16 protein-coding genes and 1 pseudogene are annotated in these 19,870 nt (G+C 64.9%); 12 read left to right on the plus strand and 5 right to left on the minus strand.

Going from position 1 to position 19,870, the window contains the following annotated elements:
- The first annotated feature begins 53 nt into the window (after nucleotides 1-53).
- Entirely contained in the window at nucleotides 54-431 is a 378-nt protein-coding gene (locus ACFLEY_RS23625) for a response regulator (RefSeq protein WP_060912219.1), read from the plus strand.
- Nucleotides 432-536: 105 nt separating this feature from the next.
- On the opposite strand, the gene ACFLEY_RS23630 is transcribed toward ACFLEY_RS23625, so the two are convergent.
- From ACFLEY_RS23630 to glk, 3 genes are all read right to left on the minus strand, one after another.
- A complete protein-coding gene (locus ACFLEY_RS23630; RefSeq protein WP_165448160.1) occupies nucleotides 537-692 on the minus strand; it encodes a hypothetical protein in 156 nt (51 codons plus the stop codon).
- Between the two features lie 145 nt (nucleotides 693-837).
- On the minus strand, nucleotides 838-1,041 hold the full coding sequence (locus tag ACFLEY_RS23635; RefSeq protein ID WP_028174003.1) for a hypothetical protein: 204 nt from the start codon (nucleotides 1,039-1,041) through the stop codon (nucleotides 838-840).
- A gap of 111 nt (nucleotides 1,042-1,152) precedes the next feature.
- Nucleotides 1,153-2,172 carry a glucokinase gene (glk, locus tag ACFLEY_RS23640; RefSeq protein WP_060912220.1) on the minus strand — a complete coding sequence of 340 codons (1,020 nt, stop codon included), beginning with the start codon at nucleotides 2,170-2,172 and terminating at the stop codon, nucleotides 1,153-1,155.
- A 252-nt stretch (nucleotides 2,173-2,424) separates the two neighbouring features.
- Between glk and pncA the strand changes: the two genes are divergently transcribed.
- The 9 genes and pseudogenes from pncA (at nucleotide 2,425) to ACFLEY_RS23685 (ending at nucleotide 12,092) form a co-directional block, all read left to right on the plus strand.
- Nucleotides 2,425-3,069, plus strand: coding sequence for a bifunctional nicotinamidase/pyrazinamidase (gene pncA, locus ACFLEY_RS23645; protein ID WP_161534917.1), 645 nt, complete (start codon nucleotides 2,425-2,427; stop codon nucleotides 3,067-3,069).
- A 16-nt stretch (nucleotides 3,070-3,085) separates the two neighbouring features.
- A complete protein-coding gene (locus ACFLEY_RS23650; protein ID WP_060912221.1) occupies nucleotides 3,086-4,201 on the plus strand; it encodes an alpha/beta fold hydrolase in 1,116 nt (371 codons plus the stop codon).
- Between the two features lie 135 nt (nucleotides 4,202-4,336).
- Complete coding sequence (locus ACFLEY_RS23655) at nucleotides 4,337-6,370, plus strand: NAD(+) synthase (RefSeq protein WP_211433389.1); 2,034 nt, start codon at nucleotides 4,337-4,339, stop codon at nucleotides 6,368-6,370.
- Between the two features lie 38 nt (nucleotides 6,371-6,408).
- The gene (locus ACFLEY_RS23660) at nucleotides 6,409-6,807 is read left to right on the plus strand and encodes a GrlR family regulatory protein (RefSeq protein ID WP_249163033.1); all 399 of its coding nucleotides are present in this window, start codon (nucleotides 6,409-6,411) and stop codon (nucleotides 6,805-6,807) included.
- Nucleotides 6,726-8,230, plus strand: a pseudogene (locus ACFLEY_RS23665) (ABC transporter substrate-binding protein); the annotation flags it as partial. The gene ACFLEY_RS23660 and the pseudogene ACFLEY_RS23665, both read left to right, overlap by 82 nt.
- A 1-nt stretch (nucleotide 8,231) precedes the next feature.
- A complete protein-coding gene (locus ACFLEY_RS23670; protein WP_060912223.1) occupies nucleotides 8,232-9,215 on the plus strand; it encodes an ABC transporter ATP-binding protein in 984 nt (327 codons plus the stop codon).
- Nucleotides 9,212-10,204 carry an ABC transporter ATP-binding protein gene (locus tag ACFLEY_RS23675; RefSeq protein WP_060912224.1) on the plus strand — a complete coding sequence of 331 codons (993 nt, stop codon included), beginning with the start codon at nucleotides 9,212-9,214 and terminating at the stop codon, nucleotides 10,202-10,204. The genes ACFLEY_RS23670 and ACFLEY_RS23675 overlap by 4 nt, the downstream gene beginning before the upstream one ends.
- Nucleotides 10,204-11,133 (plus strand): ABC transporter permease, encoded by a 930-nt coding sequence (locus ACFLEY_RS23680; protein WP_060912225.1) that lies wholly within the window; start codon nucleotides 10,204-10,206, stop codon nucleotides 11,131-11,133. The genes ACFLEY_RS23675 and ACFLEY_RS23680 overlap by 1 nt, the downstream gene beginning before the upstream one ends.
- Complete coding sequence (locus tag ACFLEY_RS23685; RefSeq protein WP_011087311.1) at nucleotides 11,130-12,092, plus strand: ABC transporter permease; 963 nt, start codon at nucleotides 11,130-11,132, stop codon at nucleotides 12,090-12,092. The genes ACFLEY_RS23680 and ACFLEY_RS23685 overlap by 4 nt, the downstream gene beginning before the upstream one ends.
- A gap of 39 nt (nucleotides 12,093-12,131) precedes the next feature.
- Here the strand turns inward: ACFLEY_RS23685 and ACFLEY_RS23690 are convergent, their stop codons facing one another.
- Together ACFLEY_RS23690 and ACFLEY_RS23695 are read right to left on the minus strand one after the other, a co-directional pair.
- Nucleotides 12,132-13,508, minus strand: coding sequence for a SagB family peptide dehydrogenase (locus ACFLEY_RS23690; protein WP_060913095.1), 1,377 nt, complete (start codon nucleotides 13,506-13,508; stop codon nucleotides 12,132-12,134).
- 95 nt (nucleotides 13,509-13,603) lie between these two features.
- Entirely contained in the window at nucleotides 13,604-15,850 is a 2,247-nt protein-coding gene (locus ACFLEY_RS23695) for a TOMM precursor leader peptide-binding protein (protein ID WP_396604950.1), read from the minus strand.
- 903 nt (nucleotides 15,851-16,753) lie between these two features.
- Between ACFLEY_RS23695 and ACFLEY_RS23700 the strand changes: the two genes are divergently transcribed.
- Nucleotides 16,754-17,623, plus strand: coding sequence for a VOC family protein (locus tag ACFLEY_RS23700; RefSeq protein WP_309142062.1), 870 nt, complete (start codon nucleotides 16,754-16,756; stop codon nucleotides 17,621-17,623).
- 197 nt (nucleotides 17,624-17,820) lie between these two features.
- Nucleotides 17,821-19,671, plus strand: coding sequence for a dihydroxy-acid dehydratase (ilvD, locus tag ACFLEY_RS23705; RefSeq protein WP_060912227.1), 1,851 nt, complete (start codon nucleotides 17,821-17,823; stop codon nucleotides 19,669-19,671).
- Nucleotides 19,672-19,870: the final 199 nt, after the last annotated feature.

Raw genomic sequence — 19,870 nt, forward strand, 5'->3', positions numbered from 1 at the left:
TCCTTTCTGCAATTCGGGTATGATTAGCTTCGCAAGCTGACTGCGGGGTTGATATGGCGGACGGACTCTCCGTTTTCCTGGTCGAAGACGAGGCGTTGATCCGGATGATGATGGCCGACATGGTGTTGGAGCTCGGCCACCACGTCGTCGCGGAAGCGGACAATGTCCGGGACGCGAGCGCCTTTGCGATGACCGCGCAATACGATCTCGCCATCCTCGACATCAACCTCATGGGGCTCTACGTCGATCCCGTCGCCGACCTGATCGAGCGCCGCGGCAAGCCGTTTCTGTTCGCCACCGGCTACGGGCCGGAACTCCTGCCGTCGCTGCTCCGCCGCAGGCCCATCCTGCGCAAGCCGATTTCGATCGACCAGCTCAAGGCGATGATCGATTCGATGTTTCCGGAAACCACGGCGAAGGCGCCGCACTGAGCGACGGTGAGGGCACCGCGCTGAGCGACGGCGCCGCGTTGGGATCGCCAACGAAAATGGCCGCCCGTCGGGGGCGGCCATGCAACGAAGGAATTCGTCGGGTTCTCAGATCAGGCCGGCGGTGAGGTCGATGCCGTGCGCCATCAGGCCGAACGAGGCGACGAGGCCCGTGCAGCAGAACAGCAAGATGGTCTTGAACGAAGAATCGGCGAAACGCGTTTCGACGGCGGCCGGCATCGCGGCGAGCGAAATCATGCTCATGTTCATTCCCCCCTGTGTTGACCCCTGAATTGCATCAGGTGAGGGAACTCTTAGAGCAAAAAGTTTGACGCGAGATTGCGAGGGATCGTTAACGGAATCGCAATCGGCTCGCGGATTCGCGCCTCCCGGCGCGGGACTGCAAGTCTCAGCCGCGACCGTTCCTCAGCACCGTGGCGATGGTATGGGCGGTCATGGCGGCCCGATCCGAGGCGCGCTGGGCGGCCAGCCGGTCTCGCGCCTTTTCCTCGATCAGGAGCTCGATCAGCGCCAGCCGTTTGTCGTCATCATCCGCCTCGGTCAGCAGGCGGTGATAACGGTGATAGTCGAAGCCCAGATCCGGTTTACGCATGTCACGCCCCCGCAACTACGCCACACACTCGGGGGGATTGTTTCCCATGGGAAACAATCGGGCAAGCACGATCCTGCGTGGAACCCCGCTTTGGATGCAATCAGCTGTGAATTAGTTAACGGACCGGACGGTCTCGGCCGGCCGCACTTCAATCAGGTGGTCGGCGAACATCTTGAGGCCGAGGAAGCTCGCATCAGGCTTCGTGACCAGCCGGGTCGGGATGTTGCGCAAATAGTCCTGGAAGCGCCCCTTGGCTTCGAAGCGCGCGCGGAACGCGGAGGCCGCGAGGAACTCCGGGAAGCGCGGCACGATCCCGCCGGCGATATAGACGCCGCCGCGGGCACCGAAGGTCACCGCGAGGTTGCCCGTGACCGAGCCCAGGGTGGCGCAGAACATCTCCAGCGTCGCGCGGCTGACCGGGCAGCTGCCATCCAGGGCGGCCTTGGTGATGGCGGCCGCGTCGCGGTGCGGCACCTGGACGCCGTCGATCTCCGCGAGTGCCTCGTAGAGGCTTTGCAAGCCGGAGCCCGACAGCGCGCCGCGCTCGATGGAGACATGGCCGAAACGTCGGCGCAAGGACGCGATCACGCGTTCCTCGCGCTCGTTCTCTGCCGGCAACGTCGCGTGGCCAGCCTCGGTGACGACGGCCAGCCGCGCCCCATGGCGCTCAACCAGACAGGAGACGCCAAAGCCGGTTCCGGGCCCGACCACCAGCAACGGTTCTCCGGGGAGGCCATCTTGTCCGCCGAGCGGGATCAGATCGGCGGGCCGCAAGGCGGGCAGGGACCAGGCGACCACCTCGAAATCGTTGAGCACATGGACGCTGTCGAAGCCGAGCGTTGGCTGGAGCTCGTTGCCGTCGATGACCCAGGGGCTGTTGGTCATGACGCAGCGGTTGTTGGTGACGGGGCCTGCGACGGCCAGCACGGCTCGTTGGGGCGGTTCGCCGCCGGCCCGGCGCGCCAGCACGTCGACAATGGCTTCCTGGACGGTCGGGAAGTCGGCGACCTTCACATAGTCGATCGATCCGGTCTGGTCGCTGTTGCCCGGTTCGCTTTGGCTCAGCGCAAAGCGCGCATTGGTGCCGCCGATATCGGCGAGAAGAATTTTTCCTGTCTTGCCGATACTCATGACCCTTTGGTCGCCGCGGCCTTGCCGGCCTTCGGGAACCTTTGCCTCCGCTCCTGATCCGATCCGCAGTTTGCGGACGGTTTGAGAATCCTCGCTTGATTGTGCCTAGTCAACACGGACGAGGCCAAACCGTTGCATCCTGGAGACGATCCTCGGCCGCCAGCGCGATATGGCCACACGCGATCGGCGGTTGCGAAGCCGCACCGGAAGATCGACATTGGAGGGAGCGTTCGGCGCCGGCGGAGCCGGCAAATGGAATGGGGCCTTGCGATGAAGATTTCCGACCGCGACGTGCTGCTGGTGATCGACGTGCAGAACGACTTCTGCACCGGCGGGGCACTGGCCGTGCCCGGCGGCGAGAAAGTCGTGCCAGCCATCAACCGTATCGCCCAAAAATTCGCCAATGTGGTGCTGACCCAGGACTGGCATCCGAGCGACCACGTCTCCTTCGCGGTGAATCATGCGGGCAAGCAGCCGTTCCAGACCATCGAGCTGGACTACGGCAGCCAGGTGCTCTGGCCGACGCATTGCGTGCAGGGCACGGCGGGCGCCGAATTCCATGGGGAGCTGGACGTCACCCGGGCGAGCCTGGTGGTGCGCAAGGGTTTTCGGCGCGGCATCGATTCCTATTCTGCGCTGTTCGAGAACGACCACAGGACGCCGACGGGCCTGCTCGGGTATTTGCGCGAGCGCGAGTTGAAGACCGTCTTCGTCGCGGGGCTCGCGCTCGACTTCTGCGTCCGCTTTTCGGCAGAGGACGCCCGCAAGGCCGGGTGCGAGGTCGTAGTGATCGAGGATGCCTGCCGCGGCATCGACCTCGACGGCTCTGTGGCTGCAGCCCATCGGAGTTTTGTCGAGCTCGGCATTTCCGTGATCAGCTTCGAGGCATTCCTGTGAGAATCGCGAGATAGCCATGGCGGAGAAGACAGGCAAACAGCCGGGCGGGCCGGACCATGTCCCTGGTGATCCGCTGCTGTGGCCGTTTGCGGCGGCGCGGCTCGCCATGGACGCCTGGTTCGGATGGATGGAGCGCGGGCCGGACGAGCCTGCCGACAGCAGCCTGCCGTGGACGACGCCCAACACAGTCGCGCTGGAGCTTGCGACCATGCGCCTGCGCGATTGCACGCGGACGCGATCCGGCCAGCCGGCGCTGGTCTGTGCACCCTATGCGCTGCATCGGGCCCTGATCGCCGACTTCGCACCCGGCCACAGCGTGGTGCAGTCGCTGCAAGACGGCGGCATCGACCGGGTCTATCTCACCGACTGGCGCTCAGCCACCCCTGACATGCGCTATCTCTCGATCGACAGCTATCTTGCCGATCTCAACGTCGCCATCGACGAGATCGGCGTCCCGGTCGATCTCGTCGGCCTGTGCCAGGGTGGCTGGCTGTCGCTGCTCTATGCGGCGCGCTTTCCGGCCAAGGTGCGGCGGTTGGTCCTGGTCGGCGCTCCGGTCGACCTGTCGATCGATTCCTCGCTATCCAGGCTCGCCCGCAACGCGCCGGAGATGGTCTACGACCAACTCGTCGCGCGTGGCGGAGGCAATGTCAGTGGCGAGGAGATGCTGCGCTTCTGGTCCAGGACGCCAAGCCGCGAGGATATCGCAGCCGCCTTGCAAGTGGGCCTATCCGACGAGGAAGGCGGGGCACTGCTCGCGCGTTTCGACCAGTGGAACGTGGAGACGCTCGATCTGCCGGGCACTTACTATCTCGAGATCGTCAACCGGATTTTCCGGGAGAACCAGATTGCCGGCGGCAACTTCGTGGCGCTCGGCCGCGCGATTGATCTGAAGGACGTCAAGGCGCCGATCTTCCTGCTGGCCGGGCTCGACGACGAAGTGGTGCCGGTGACGCAGGCGCTCGCCACCGCCGGCCTTGTCGGCACGCCGCCAGCCTTCATTGCGGCGGCCTCCGAGCCGAGCAATCACCTCGGCCTGTTCATGGGTGCGCGGACCCACGCGCATGCCTGGCCCCGGATCGCCCAGTGGCTGCGCGACGATCTGACCGGCGTCCTGGCCCGCAGCGCCTGAGCTCGCCGGCCAGAGCGAGGCGCAAATCCGTTATGCATGATGGCGAATGGCCTGCACGGAGCCGGATCGATGAGCTACATAGGCTGGAGCTGACGGCTGCGGCCGGCCGGAAAGAGATTAAAGGTACTGCGCTCGATGACTTTCCACTCGATCTACGCCCACGGATTTGCGCGCGTGGCGGCCTGCGTGACCACCTCCCACGTCGCCGATCCCTCGGCCAATGCCAAGGCCATCCTGGCGGCCGCCAATGCCTGCCACGAACAGTCGGCGGCGGTTGCCGTGTTTCCCGAGCTGTGCCTGTCCGGCTATGCGATCGAAGACCTGGTCAAGCAGGATCCGCTGCTCGACGCCGTCGAGCGCGGTCTCGCGGCCATCGTCGAGGCCTCCGATGCATTGATGACCGTCCTGATCGTCGGCGCGCCGCTGCGCTTTGGTCATCGCATCTACAATTGCGCCGTCGTCATTCATCGCGGCAACGTCCTCGGCGTGGTGCCGAAGAGTTACCTGCCGACCTACCGTGAGTTCTACGAGGGGCGGCATTTCGCCTCCGGCGCCGGCATCGCCGGAGAGACGATCGCCTTCGGCGGGCTGCATGCACCGTTCGGCGTCGATCTGCTGTTCGCGGCCGAGGACGTGCCGGGCCTCACCATCGGCGTCGAGATCTGCGAGGACATGTGGATCCCCGTGACCCCGGCCTCGGAGCTCGCGCTCGCAGGCGCCAGCGTGCTGATAAACCTCTCGGGCAGCCCGATCACGATCGGCCGGGCGCGCTCGCGCGCACTGCTGTGCCAATCGACCTCGGCGCGCTGCCTCGCGGCCTACGTCTATTCCGCCGCGGGGGCAGGGGAATCGACCACTGATCTGGCCTGGGATGGCCAGACCTCGATCTACGAGAACGGCGTGCTGCTGGCCGAGGGCGAGCGGTTCCGCCAGGGCGGCCAGATCACGTTCGCCGACGTCGATCTCGACCTGCTCAGGCAGGAACGCGCCTTGATGGGGACGTTCGACGACAACCGCCGGCAGCGTGAGGCGTTCTTCCGCAAGGTGACGTTCGCGCTGAAGCCGCCGGCCTCCGACATCGGCTTCCTGCGCAAGGTCGAGCGCTTTCCGTTCGTGCCGAGCGACGAGAGTCTGCTCGAGCAGGACTGCTACGAGGCCTACAATATCCAGGTCGCCGGCCTCGTGCAGCGCATGCGCGCGACCGGCACCAAGCGCGTCGTCATCGGCGTCTCGGGCGGGCTCGATTCCACCCACGCGCTGATTGTCGCCGCCAAGGCCGTCGACCTGCTCGGCCTTCCGCGCGAGAACATCCTCGCCTACACGATGCCGGGATTTGCCACCGGCAGCGAGAGCAAGACCAATGCGCTGGCGCTGATGAAGGCGTTGCAGACGAATTGGCAGGAACTCGACATCCGCACCACGGCAACCCAGATGCTGAAGGATATCGGCCATCCCTTCGGCAAGGGCGAGAAGGTTTACGACGTCACCTTCGAGAACGTGCAGGCGGGTCTGCGCACGGACTATCTGTTCCGCCTGGCCAACCATCACGGCGGCATCGTCATCGGAACCGGCGATCTCTCGGAGCTTGCACTGGGCTGGTGCACCTATGGCGTCGGCGACCAGATGGCGCACTACAATGTCAATGCCGGCGTGCCGAAGACGCTGATCCAGCATCTGATCCGCTGGGTGATCGCCTCGCAGCAGTTCAGCGATGACGTCAACCGAACGCTTGCCTCGATCCTGTCGGCCGAAATCTCGCCCGAGCTGGTTCCGGTCAAGCCCGGCGAGAAACCGCAAAGCACCGAAGCCTCTGTCGGCCCCTACGAGCTCCAGGATTTCAACCTGTTCTATACGCTCCGCTTCGGCATGCGGCCGTCCAAGATCGCTTTCATGGCGCTCCAGGCGTGGAAGGATGTCGCCAAGGGCGAATGGCCGCCAGCGTTCCCGAACGATCGGCGCAAGGCCTACGAGCTTCCCGAGATCCGCCGCTGGCTCGAAGTGTTCCTGCGCCGCTTCTTCGCCTTCAGCCAGTTCAAGCGCTCGGCCATGCCGAACGGCCCGAAGGTTTCGGCCGGCGGCTCGCTGTCGCCGCGCGGCGACTGGCGTGCACCGTCGGATTCGAGCGCAGCGGCATGGCTCGAGGATCTCGACCGGAACGTACCGAACTGAATGACGCGGCGGATCGACATTGCTGGGGAGACGATCTGATGTCGGCCGGGGAAGGCTCAGAAACGGGTGAAGAGGCCAGCGTCGTCAACGGCCTCTACATCTTCGACATCGAAATGCGTGACGGCAAGCGCGGGCAGGCGAGGGGCGTGGTCGTGCTCTGCGACGGGCGTATCATGGGCGGCGACAGCTATTTCTACTACACCGGCAGCTACACGTTCCGGAACGGGAAATGGCGTGGCGACATGATCGTCAATCAGCACACCGAAGCGGTCGGCCGGTCTCTCGTCTTCGGAGGCAGGGAGGTCACTTGCGGCTTTTCCGGCGATTATTTCCCCGGCGGCGCGGAAGTCGAGGGAATGGCGACGTGCTGGACGTGCTGCGCGAGCAGTCCAATGTCGGCGAGCGCGTGTTCTTCTCCTCGATCTGGGAGGGCCTGATTTCCAAGAACTGGCGCGGCAGCCTCGAGGCCGTGCCGGGCCTTGCGACCGAGTGGCGCCGCATCGACGACCAGACCGTCGAGGTGAAGCTGCGCCAGGGCGTCAAGTTCCACAATGGCGACGAGCTGACGGCGGAGGACGTGGTCTTCTCCTTCAGCCGCGAACGCATGTTCGGCGAGACCGAGGCCAAGAGCCGCTCCACCATCCAGGCCTTCGAGAAGATCCCGACGCCGCGTCCGGGCAAGGAACTGCCGCCCGATGTGCCCGCCGTCGCGCGCCGGATCTGGCCGGACCTCGTGCGCGTCGACGCCGTCGACAAATACACCGTGCGCTTCTACAACGCGACGCCCGACGTCACCATCGAAGGCCGACTGTCGCGCTACGGCTCCGACATCATGAACCGCCGGGCCTGGGACGAGTCCGCAAGCTATCTCGACTGGGCGCGCAAGCCTGTTACCACCGGGCCCTACCGGGTCGTCGAGCTCAGCCCGACGTCTCGCTGACGCTGGAAGCACACGATGAATATTGGGGCGGCCGTCCGCCGCTCAAGCGCATCCGCTTCCTCGAAGTCCCTGAAGTCGCGAGCCGCATCAACGGGCTGCTCTCGGGCGAGTACCAGTTCGCTTGCGACATCCCGCCGGACCAGATCGCCGGCATCGAGAAGAATGCGGCGTTCGAAGTGCAGGGCGGCACCATCCTCAATCACCGCCTGACCGTGTTCGACAAGAACCACGCCGTGCTCGCCAATCCGCTGGTGCGCCGTGCCTTCACCCACGCGATCGACCGCCAGGCTATCGTCGACAGCCTGTGGGCCGGCCGCACCCGGGTGCCGAAGGGCCTGCAGTGGGAATTCTACGGCGACATGTTCAACGCCGACTGGAACGTGCCTGCCTATGATCCGAAGCTCGCGCAGGACCTGTTGAAGCAGGCCAATTACAAGGGCGATCCGATCCCGCATCGCCTGCTCAACAACTACTACACCAATCAGGTCGCGACCGCGCAGGTGCTGGTCGAGATGTGGAAGTCCGTCGGCCTCAACGTGCAGATCGAGACCAAGGAGAACTGGTCGCAGATCATGGAGAGGGCACCGACGCGCGCCGTGCGCGACTGGTCGAACTCGGCCGCCTTCAACGATCCCGTCTCGTCGCTGGTGGCCCAGCACGGGCCCAACGGCCAGCAGCAGCAGATCGGCGAATGGACCAACGCCGAGCTGAACACGCTCTCGGAGTTCCTGGAGACATCGACCGACCGCGCCGCGCGCAAGAAGGCGTTCCGCCGCATGCTGGAGATCGCCGAGCGCGAGGACCCCGCCTACACGGTGCTGCATCAGAATGCGACCTTCACGGCCAAGCCGAAATCGATCAAGTGGAAGGCATCGCCCGCCTTCGCGATGGATTTCCGCGCCGGCAATTTCGAGGCCTGAGGTGTCGCCGCTGGTCAGCATTGAAGGCCTGAGCGTCGCCTTCAACGGCGTGCCGGTGCTGCGTGGCGTCGATCTCACCCTGCGCAAGGGCGAGGCCCTCGGCCTCGTCGGGGAATCCGGCTCCGGCAAGTCGGTGACGTGGCTTGCCGCGCTGGGCCTGCTGCCGCGGCATGCGCGGGTCCTGGGCTCGGTGCGGCTCGACGGGCACGAGCTCCTGGGCGCGCCCGCGGTTGAACTCGATCGGGTCCGGGGCGGGCGGGTCGCCATGATCTTCCAGGATCCGGCGAGCGCGCTCAACCCGGTGCTGACCATCCGCAAGCAGCTCTGCGAGGCCCTGGCGCTGCATCGCGATCTCTCTGGAGAAGCGGTGAAAGCCGAAGCGCGACGGCTGCTCGATCTCGTCGGCATTCCCGACGCAGGCCGGCGGCTGTCCGCCTATCCGCATGAATTCTCCGGCGGTCAGGTGCAGCGCATCATGATCGCGAAGGCGCTCGCCGGAAATCCCGACCTGCTGATTGCGGACGAGCCGACCACCGCGCTCGACGCCACCATTCAAGCCCAGATCCTGGAGCTGCTCTCGTCGATCCGCCGCGAGATGAGCATGGCGATGGTCCTGATTAGCCACGACCTCGGCGTCGTCGCCGAGAATTGCGACCGCGTCGCCGTGATGTATGCCGGCCGCATCATCGAGGAGGCGCCGGCCAACCAGCTCTTCGCCGATCCCGTGCATCCCTACGCACAAGGCCTGATCGGCGCGCTGCCGCCGCTCGACGGTCCGCGCCGGCGCCTCACCGCCATTCCCGGCACGGTGCCCGATCCCGCGAGTATGCCTGATGGCTGTGCGTTCGCGCCGCGTTGCGCGTTGGCGGCCGGGCCGTGCGGCCTCGCCGCGCCGAGCCTGGCACCGATCACGAACGACCGCGCGGTCGCGTGCATCCGGGCCGAGGCCTCGCGCCGCGCACTGCTTGGGATCGCCGCCGAATGAGCGCGCCGCTCGTCGAAGTGTCCGCGATCTCGCGCAGCTACAGCATGCGTTCCGGGATGTTCGGCCGGAGCACGGCCGTCCATGCGGTCGATGGCGTCTCGCTGGCCATCCCCAAGGGCGAAACGCTGGGCCTCGTCGGCGAGTCCGGCTCGGGTAAATCCACCACGGGTCGCATCGTGCTCGGCCTCGAGCCGCCCGATCGCGGCGAGGTGCGGTTTGACGGCAAGCCCATGGCAGCGCCTGGCACGCAGGCGTGGCGCGCGCAGCGGGCGCGCATGCAGATGATCTTCCAGGATCCATTGGGAGCGCTGGACCGGCGCTTGCCGGTCGCGACACAGATCCGCGAGCCCTTGGACATTCATGGCCTCGGTACGCCGGGCGAACGCGATGAGCGGGTGCGCGAATTGCTGCAGGCGGTCGAACTGACGCCTGCGCATGGCGCGCGCTATCCCGGCGCACTCTCGGGCGGACAACGCCAGCGCATCGTGCTGGCGCGGGCGTTGGCGACAAAACCTGATTTCCTCGTCTGCGACGAGCCGGTCAGCGCGCTCGATGTCTCGATCCAGGCGCAGGTGGTGAATTTGCTCGCCGATCTTCAGGCACAGCTTGGTCTCACGCTGCTCTTCATCAGCCACGACCTGCGCGTCGTCCGCCAGATCAGCAATATCGTCGCCGTGATGTATCTCGGCCGCATCGTCGAGATCGGCAGCGCCGACGATCTCTTTGCGCGGCCGGAGCATCCCTATACGCAGGCACTCGTCTCGGCCTCGCCGGCGCCCGGCCGCCGCAGCGCGGGCCGCATCGTACTGGCTGGCGATCCGCCGAACCCGGCCGCGCGTCCCCAAGGCTGCGCCTTCCATCCGCGTTGCCCGCGCGCGATCGCGCGCTGCGCGAGCGAAGTGCCGGTTCTCTCGGTCGTCGGCGGCGACAGGCAGGTCGCGTGCCATCTGGTGACCGGTCCGCAGGTCGAAACGCGGGACGCCGCGTGATGGGGCGTTATCTTGCCATTCGGATCGGGCGCGCGGCTCTGACGATCGTCCTGGTCGTCACCTTCGCTTTCGTCGTGCTGCGGCTATCAGGCGATCCTGCGTTGATGATCCTGGGACCGGAAGCGCCACCGGAGGTCATTGCTGCCTTCCGCAGAGCCTGGGGCCTCGATGATCCCATCTGGTTCCAGTATCTCGATTACTTCAGCGCCATCGCCAAAGGCGAGCTCGGCCGCTCCATGCGCGACGGCCGCCCCGCGATCGAGCTCGTGCTGGAGCGCATCCCGGCAACGCTGGCGCTGACGCTGCCGGCCTTCGTCTTCAAGGTGGGGCTCGGCATTCCCGCCGGCATTTACGCCGCGCTGCATCGCGGCTCTGCTATCGACCGTGCCGTGATGATGACGGCGGTCGCCGGGTTCACCGTGCCGAGTTTTGTCCTTGCGCTGCTGCTGGTTCTCGTCTTCGCCGTGCAATTGGGATGGCTGCCGTCGGGCGGGCAGGACAGCTGGCGTCACGCGATCCTGCCGATCGCAACGCTGAGCCTTGGCGGCGCAGCGGTGCTGGCGCGCTTCACCCGCAGCGCGATGCTGGAGGTGCTGGGCCAGCCCTATATCCGTACGGCTTCCGCCAAGGGTGTGCCGTGGCGCAGGGTGGTGACCTCGCATGCGCTGCCAAATGCGGCGATCCCGACCGTCACCATTCTCGGCTTCATGGTGGGAACGCTGATCGCGGGCGCCGTCGTGGTCGAGAGCGTGTTTTCGTGGCCGGGGGTAGGGCGCCTGCTTGTCGTCGCCGTCGCCAACCGCGACCTCGCGGTCGTGCAATGCATCCTGCTGCTGGTTGCGTTGACCATGGTCACGTCGAACCTGGTCGTCGACTTCCTCTACGGCTTCCTCGATCCGCGGCTGCGCACCAAGGGAGCGCATGCATGACCGACGCGACGCTGAAGGACACCGAAGCGTTTTCAAGCGAAGTGGACACCGGTTCGCGTAGAGAAAACGCGTCAAAACTGGAATCTAGAGCCCCGTTCCGATTTCATCGGAACGGAAAGGGCTCTAGCGTCCGCCGCCGCATCAGCCTGCCGGCGATCCCGGTGTCTGTCGCGCTTGCGGTCACCTGGATCGTCGCGATGCTGGTGATTGCGGCCTTCGCCGAGAAGATCGCGCCCTATGGCTACACCCAGCTCGACCTGCGCAATCGTCTGGCGTCGCCCGGCAATGTCGCGCACTGGCTCGGCACCGACGAGCTTGGCCGCGACGTGCTGTCGCGCCTCCTCGTCTCGATCCGCATCTCGCTCCTGATCGCCTTCGGCGCCACCGCGATCTCGGCGATTGTCGGCACCACGCTCGGCTTTTTCGCCGCGCATTTCCGCGGGACCGTCGAGCAGCTCGTGCTGATGCTGACCGATTTCCAGGCCAGCATGCCCTTCCTGATCATGGCGCTGGCCGTGCTCGCTTTCTTCGGCAATTCGCTGCCGCTGCTGATCGGCCTGATGGGCCTGTTCGGCTGGGAGCGCTACGCCCGCATCGCGCGGGGACTGGCCATCTCCGCCAACGCCCAAGGCTATGCCGCCGCGGTCCGTCAGCTCGGCGCGACGCCGTCGCGGATTTACCTCCGGCACATCCTGCCCAACATCGCCTCGACCCTGATCGTGTCGACGACGCTGGTCTTCCCCGAGGTGATCCTGATGGAGTCGGGCCTGTCCTTCCTCGGCCTCGGCGTGCAGCCGCCGATGACCAGCCTCGGCAACATGGTCGGCTACGGCCGCGAATACCTTACCCGGGCGCCCTGGATCATGCTGGCGCCGGCGACCACCATCGTCGTCACCACGCTGGCGGTCTCCGTGATCGGCGACTGGCTGCGCGACCGGCTGGATCCGACCCTGCAATAGCGCGACTGGCGTGAGGCGAGCGCCGAACTGCCCGAGCTTCTAGCTCGGGATATCGAGCTTCCTGCCGCGCCCGAGCGCGAATTGGCCGACCGGGCCTTCTATATGGAATTCCAGCTCCGTCATTGTCGCGAACAGGTCGATGTTGGTGCTCCCGATGGCGCAGCCGCCGAGGTCCATATCGGTCGCGGCCAGGTAAAACGTCTGGATCAGGCTGCCGACATCCTTCAGGATCAACGAATATGCGATTGAGCTGTATTTCCAGGAGACCCGCCCAAAGCGCGCCGCGATCGTGATCAGGATTTGTGGCTGACCCGGCGCGTCCATGGCGAACTGGGCTGCCACCGCGTGCGCCTGGAGTTGTTGGGTGGAGGCGCTGATCGCCACCAGTGCGTGGCTCCCTGCATCGTAGTGGTAGAGTCCGCGCGCAAGCCCTTCGCAGTTCGAGACCGTCAGGTACAATTCCAGCTCGTAGGCGCTGCCCGCCGACGGATATGGCCTCGTACTGTAGGTGACGTCGGGACCGCCGTCAAAATACGGGCCGCTCTTCCATTCGGACACGACGCGCGCGGTGGTGTCGAGAAACTGTGCGAGTTCGCCGAGCGTGACAGGATTCTTGTCGTCGAAATCTCGTGTTGAATGGCGTTCGCGCAACAGCTTCGAGAAGCGGGAGTTCGGCTCCGGGGAGGAGAATTTGCGTAGGTCGATCTTGCTGCCGGGCCAGGGCGGGCGCACCGCAGGCAGCGGCGGAACGATGCTCGCATAGGTGAAAGCGGCGCCGACCGGATTGGCTTGCCGCCCCTCCGTGCTCCGCGTGTGAAACACCAGGTCATGGAAATCCCAGAGAACGAGATTGCCGTCGCCTTCATTCACTCGCAGGCCTTGTCCGTCTTTCGCATCGAGCTTGAGCAGGATCCGGCTTTCCACCAACAGTTCGAGCAGACAGAGATTGAAAGTGGCTGCCTTCAGGTTGAGCTTGCCGATCTTCTGAGGCTGCGACAGCGCAGAAAGGGTGGCGGCGACGGCGGGATCGCCAATCCGGAACAGCGCGCCGGCGCGTGGCGATTCCAGAACCATCTCATTGCCGCGCCGGCGCAGATAGGCAAAGCGCGACAACACAATGGTATCACGGCTGCCCAGCTTCGCGCGTCGCGGCCAGTATTCGGGGACTTGAGGCTCGATGACCACGAGGTCCCGCTCGTCGCGCGAGGAGGAGAGGCGATATTCCAGAAGCCCCTGCCGGGCCAAGCGATGCACCAGGGCGTCGATTTCCCTGGCGAGGGTGCTCTTGCCTGCAAACGAAGCGAGCGGAAGGCCGGTGCTCAGATGTCGCGCGCGGTCTATCGCGGCCTTACTGAATTGTCCGAGGTTGACGGAATAGTCGCCCAGAGAGGCGGCGACGTTTCCGTCCGCCTGCATCTGGAGCGAGAAGCGATGGCTCAATCGGGCAGCAATGTCTGGCGCGATCTTTCCGGTCGGTGTTTTCCTGGAGGTGCGCACGAAAGAGCAACCCTTCAGGTGCGCGGAAGGAATGAAATCAGATCGCTTTCCAGTCGCGGCCGGTCCAACAATCCGAGCTTCACCGGCACATCGTAAAGGCGGCCCGGTGCGAAGCGGCGATAGAAATGACGCAAGCCGGGAACGAGCACTCTGACGACCGGAACCTCGACGTCGGGACGTGTCTGGTCGAGGACGAGGAAATCGTAGCCTGCACGGGCGGCGATCTCGACGCAGGCAATGACCTGGTCACGCGTATTGTCGTGGAGCTTGAGGCTCGGCGCCGGAGGGACGATCGGGCGGTCGCTCGGTGTCAGGAATGGGTAGTTTTCCAGGCGCAGCGGCGTGACACCGTCAAGTGTCGGCTTCTCGCCGCTTGCGCCGCCCATCATGCCGACGGACATAAATTGGGTCAGTTCGGTAAGGGAGCGCAGCAGGGCTATGTGGCGGTCGAAATGCGCGCCGGAACCGAACTCGATATTTTCGTGTCCATTCTGCATCCAGTGCATGATAGCCACGTAAGTCGGAATGCCGAGGTCGGTGGTGACATCGAGCACCCACAGCTTGCGCCCGGCATCCGCAAATTGAGCCTGGAGATCCCGGACATAGAAATCGTCGAACTGCTCGAGATCGACCGCGGCGCGCTGCACCTGATTATACCACCAGATCGCGTAAGCATCGCGCTCGATCAGTTCCAGGAAGCCCTGAACGATGGCTTCGTCGCGGGTATTGCCGGCCGCGCAGCCGTTGGAATCGGTATGAAAGCCGCCATAGAAGAAGTACAGCAGGCCGGTCGGCAGATATTTGAAGCGTTTGTCGCGCAACGATGAGACCGGCGACCACTCGGTCCTCGTCGAGGGATCGAACGGCTCGGGAACCGGATGGGGATCGTCCGGCGCCTGGAGAAACCTGTTCTTGAACTGCGTTTCGCTGAAGAGTTGGACGTCGTTGGGAAGAAGCGCGTCGCCGGGCGCGAAATCGACAAAGCGGCGCGTCGTCCTGATCTCATCGCCTTGAAAAATGCCAGAATAGCGTTCGATCGACTCCATCAGCGCGCTGGCCTCGCCCTGCTCGGCAGTCGAGCCCTTGCCAAAGCTGCCCCCGCTCAATCCGGACCTGAGCTGGTCGATGCTGTGGGCCGGCGCGGAGAAATTATGCTGGGCGAAGTAATTGGTGTTCATCGGCAGATCGGCCTCGATCCGCTCAAGCCGCGTGACCACGCCGGTCAGCGGGCTCACATGCTTGCGGAAGCGCGACACCGTGGCCCGCGACGTCATGGTGCGATATCCACCGCTGGTCATGACGAGCTTCTTGCCTTCGGCGATCTCGACTAGGGCCGGGGATCGGCGCGGGTTGTGCAGCTTCTTGCTGCCGCAGGTTGGGCATTGCGGGCGTCGCGCGACATAGTGCTTTGCGATGACGGCGCCGGCCAGGTCGAAGCTTGCGATGTGATCGCGCAGATCAGTGCGAAAGCCCGAGGCGATTGCCTTGGCGATCTCGACGGCTGCGAAATGGATTGCGGTCCGTCCGACGGGATGGTTGACGAGGGGCGATATGGCGACCGCACGCGCCGGTCCCCGGTCAAGAAACCCCTTGATCTCCCTGTTGCGGATCATGCGATCGAACAGGCAAGTCCAGCACGAGCTTTCGCCCGGTTTGAACATGGGCCCGACCAGCGGAAACGCGCCGGACGGCTGCACCAACAGCCAATGCGTCTTGCCGGCTACGCGTTCCTGGTTCAGTTCGGCAAGCCGCCGGTCAAGATAATCGTTCACCAGCGTGATCGTGAGCTTCGGCGAGCGCTTGGCGATTTGAACGCCGAGCCTGCTCAAGGCCGCGGTCAGCTCCTTGGCGCCTTTGACGTCAATCGACTCGATCTGCACGGAGCAACTGCGAAGATTTTGCTCCGCGACTTCCGGAGACAGGCCGAGGCTTGCCCAAAAACCGCCGACGGCTTCGTCGAATGCTGGCGATACCCGCGCAACGACATATCGGCGATCGAGGAGCCGCTTGATCGCCTCCTCGATTTTGTCGGCCGGGAAGCGCTTCGAAAGCTGGCGAATGATCGCCGGCCTGGCGTTGCCATGTTCTCCGATCGCGGTGGCCAAGGCGCAGTAGAGTTCGCCGTGCAGAAAGAACTTGCGATCCTCGGAATAGAGGCAAACCGCATCGGGAGGCAGTAAGTAGGCGGTGAAGTTCGGTGCAAATCGGAGGAGGTCTTTGCGGGCCTGCCGCGGGACGCGGGTCTTGCTATTGGCATTCATTGCGTCAGCACGCCGATCCGGTTGCCGTTACGTCAGATCGCCGGCGCAAGATGGATCGTCGTGCCCGCGCGCTGGTATTTTCCCAGAGAGTTGAAACAAATTCGCCTGTCACCGGCAAGCCATCGATGCAAGCGCCGTAGAGAAACCAAGCATTTGGCCGGCCATGACAAAGGGGCCGGCCAATGAGATATGTCGGCTTGTGGACAGGCAGTTCGGAACGCGCCGAGGCCTAGCACCAGCGGCAGCGCCCCCACGATGCGCAGCAACCCGCGCATGATACGGCGCACCCTACAACACCAACAGCACATCCAGCACACCGGCAACCGACGCCACATCGGCAACCGCGGCAACCTCGACAGCCTCTGCAGCCGCGGCAACCACCGCATCCGCGCCATGCCAACTGCACGCGGCTACCGACGTTTTCCTTGTCGAAGAGATGGAAGGTGGCGAGGCTAACGTCGGCCATTTCCTCTTCATCGAGCGTGATTGCCTGACCCGGTACAAGGTTCGGCATATGCTGTACGTCGGGTGCCGGCACGGCCGATGCCGATGCGCCTCCCGCTAGCGAAAAAGTCAGGCCTGCCGCCCCGAACGCAGGCACGGCGACTTTGGTTACTCGCTTCTTCGTTTTAGAAGATCGCTTCGCCTGCCGCATGGTCGAACCTCCGTGCATTGCAAGAAGCATCCCAGCCGCGCTAACTCTACGCCCGGAAAATAAGGCAGGCAACAATTGCGCGCCCAAAAGCGTGGCGCCGCACGTTCAAAGTGTATTCATCTTCATGAACAGCATCGGCTCGACCCGTTGACACAGGGCATCACTAATCCACGTACATGGCGGGCGCGCACGGAGTGCAGCTTGGTGCGGTGCCGCAATCGCACCCAGGCTTGAACGGAGAGATCGGCGTGGCAGATCAACTCGGACGTTTCGCTTGGTACGAACTCCTGACCACGGATGTCGCGGCAGCAGGTGCATTTTATCGCAAGGCCGTCGGCTGGGGTTTGAAGGATGAGTCGACTCCGAAGCTGGCTTACACGGTGGTTCGCAGCGGCAGCGTTCCGGTCGGCGGACTTTTGGATATCCCGGACGAGGGGCGGAGATTGGGGGCAACGCCGAGATGGATGGGTTACGTCGCCGTCGATGACCTGGACGGGACCGCCGCACAGATCAGGCGTCTCAGAGGCACGATCTTTGTGCCGCCGACCGACACCAACATTGGCCGAATAGCAGTCGTTGCCGATCCGCAGAAGGCGACGTTCGGTCTGATCGAGGAACCGACACATGGCCGATCGAAGCCGGGCGGGCTGGACGAGCCGGGGCGCGTCGGTTGGCACGAGCTATTGGCCGGCGACCGGACCGTGATCTTCGATTTCTACAGCTCATTATTTGGTTGGCAGAAGGCCGACGCTCAAGCCGATCCAGCGGACTGGTATCAATTGTTTTCGGCGGATGGGCAAACGGTCGGCGGCATGCTGACGAAACTTCCAAGCGTAGCGCAGCCATGTTGGCTGCATTACTTCAATGTCGACGACATCGGCGCTGCGACTAAGCAGGTGAATGCTGGTGGAGGCCGGATCCTCCAGGGTCCGATCGAATTGCCCGATGGCTGCTGGATCGCACGATGTGTCGATCCCCAGGGCGCCCTGTTTGCACTGCAGGGGGCCCGGGGTCAGGCAGGCATCGAGCCATCCTCGGCCTCGGAAGTTGGGTGGTCCGCCAAGTGGGGCGAGGTTGCCTCCCAGGGGAGAATCGTGCTGCCCAAGCCGAAGCGCTAGCTACAGCGTCTGCCCGGCGCCGGCGCGTCCTTCCAATAGGCCGCGCCGGGAGCAGGGGAGGCCTGCGAAAGACCGATCCGGCCCTGTCCGGCCCAAGTTCCCGTTGCGCCAGCCGACCCCGTGCGCTATCCGGCCGGAAAGGCCTGAGGCGGCTTCCATTTTCCCGCCGGCCAGCCAAACCGAGGACGGAAACCGCCATGCCAGCCTATCGCTCCCGCACCACCACCCACGGCCGCAACATGGCGGGTGCCCGCGGCCTCTGGCGCGCGACCGGCATGAAGGATGCGGACTTCGGCAAGCCGATCATCGCGGTCGTCAACTCCTTCACCCAGTTCGTGCCCGGCCATGTCCATCTCAAGGACCTCGGCCAGCTCGTCGCCCGCGAGATCGAGCAGGCCGGCGGCGTCGCCAAGGAATTCAACACCATCGCGGTCGATGACGGTATCGCAATGGGCCATGACGGCATGCTCTACAGCCTGCCGTCGCGCGAGCTGATCGCCGACAGCGTCGAATACATGGCCAACGCCCATTGCGCCGACGGCCTCGTCTGCATCTCCAATTGCGACAAGATCACGCCCGGCATGCTGATGGCGGCGCTGCGGCTCAACATCCCCGCCGTGTTCGTCTCGGGCGGGCCGATGGAGGCCGGCAAGGTCAAGCTCCAGGGCAAGACCAAGGCCGTCGACCTCATCGACGCCATGGTTGCCGCGGCGGACTCCAAGGTCAGCGACGAAGACGTCAAGGTGATCGAGCGCTCGGCGTGCCCGACCTGCGGCTCCTGCTCGGGCATGTTCACCGCGAATTCGATGAACTGCCTGACCGAAGCGCTCGGCCTCGCGCTGCCCGGCAACGGCTCGGTGGTCGCGACCCATGCCGACCGCAAGCGGCTGTTCGTCGAGGCCGGCCATACCATCGTCGATCTCGTCCGCCGCTATTACGAGCAGGACGATGCCTCGGTGCTGCCGCGCAACGTCGCGAACTTCAAGGCGTTCGAGAACGCGATGACGCTCGACATCGCGATGGGCGGCTCGACCAACACCGTGCTGCATCTGCTTGCGGCGGCTCACGAAGGGCAGGTCGCGTTCACCATGAAGGATATCGACCGGCTGTCGCGCCGCGTTCCCGTGCTCTGCAAGGTCGCGCCGTCGGTTGCCGACGTCCATGTCGAGGACGTGCAACGCGCCGGCGGCATCATGGGCATTCTCGGCGAGCTCGATCGCGCCGGCCTGATCGATACGTCGGTCTCGACCGTGCATGCGCCGACCATGGCTGACGCGCTGGAGCGTTGGGACATCAAGCGCTCCAAGAGCGAGGCGGTGCGCACCTTCTATCGTGCCTCGCCCGGCGGCATCCCGACGCAAGTCGCATTCAGCCAGGAGCGTCGCTACGACGAGCTCGATGCCGATCGCGAGAAGGGCGTCGTGCGCGATCTCGAACACGCCTTCAGCAAGGATGGCGGTCTCGCCGTGCTCTACGGCAACCTCGCCCAGGACGGCTGCATCGTGAAGACTGCCGGCGTCGACGCCTCGATCCTGAAATTCTCCGGCCCCGCGCGCGTGTTCGAGAGCCAGGACGCGGCCGTCGAAGGCATTTTGGGCGGCAAGGTCGTCGCCGGTGAGGTCGTGGTCATCATCTACGAAGGCCCGCGCGGCGGCCCCGGCATGCAGGAAATGCTGTATCCGACCAGCTATCTGAAATCGATGGGCCTCGGCAAAGCCTGCGCGCTCGTCACCGACGGACGCTTCTCGGGCGGCTCGTCCGGCCTGTCGATCGGACATTTGTCGCCGGAAGCCGCCGAGGGCGGCAACATCGGCCTGGTGCGGACCGGCGACCTTATCGCGATCGACATTCCGAACCGCAGCATCACGCTGGAGGTTTCCGACGAGGAGCTCGCCAAGCGCCGCGCGGCGGAAGAGGCGAAGGGTGACGCCGCCTGGCAGGCGACCGGCCGCAAGCGCAACGTCTCCACCGCGCTCCAGGCTTACGCTGCGCTCACCACCAGCGCCGCGCGCGGTGCGGTGCGCGAAGTGAAGCGCCGCTCGAACTGAGCGCGGCTTGCGCGCGCGATCGCGAGTGCCGCGGTCGCGCATGGTCAATAAGTCCTGAATGGCCGGCGAAAGCCGGCCGTTCGCATTAAGGATGCCTCAACGAAGTTCGGCAGCTTAGGATTTTGCCGCGTATATTGCTGCGACCTTCGCAAATCCATTTCGGGCAACTGGGGCACCACCACAATGTCTCGTACTCTTG

It is taken from the genome of Bradyrhizobium sp. YCK136 (genome assembly GCF_044570075.1).
GTDB lineage: Bacteria > Pseudomonadota > Alphaproteobacteria > Rhizobiales > Xanthobacteraceae > Bradyrhizobium > Bradyrhizobium diazoefficiens.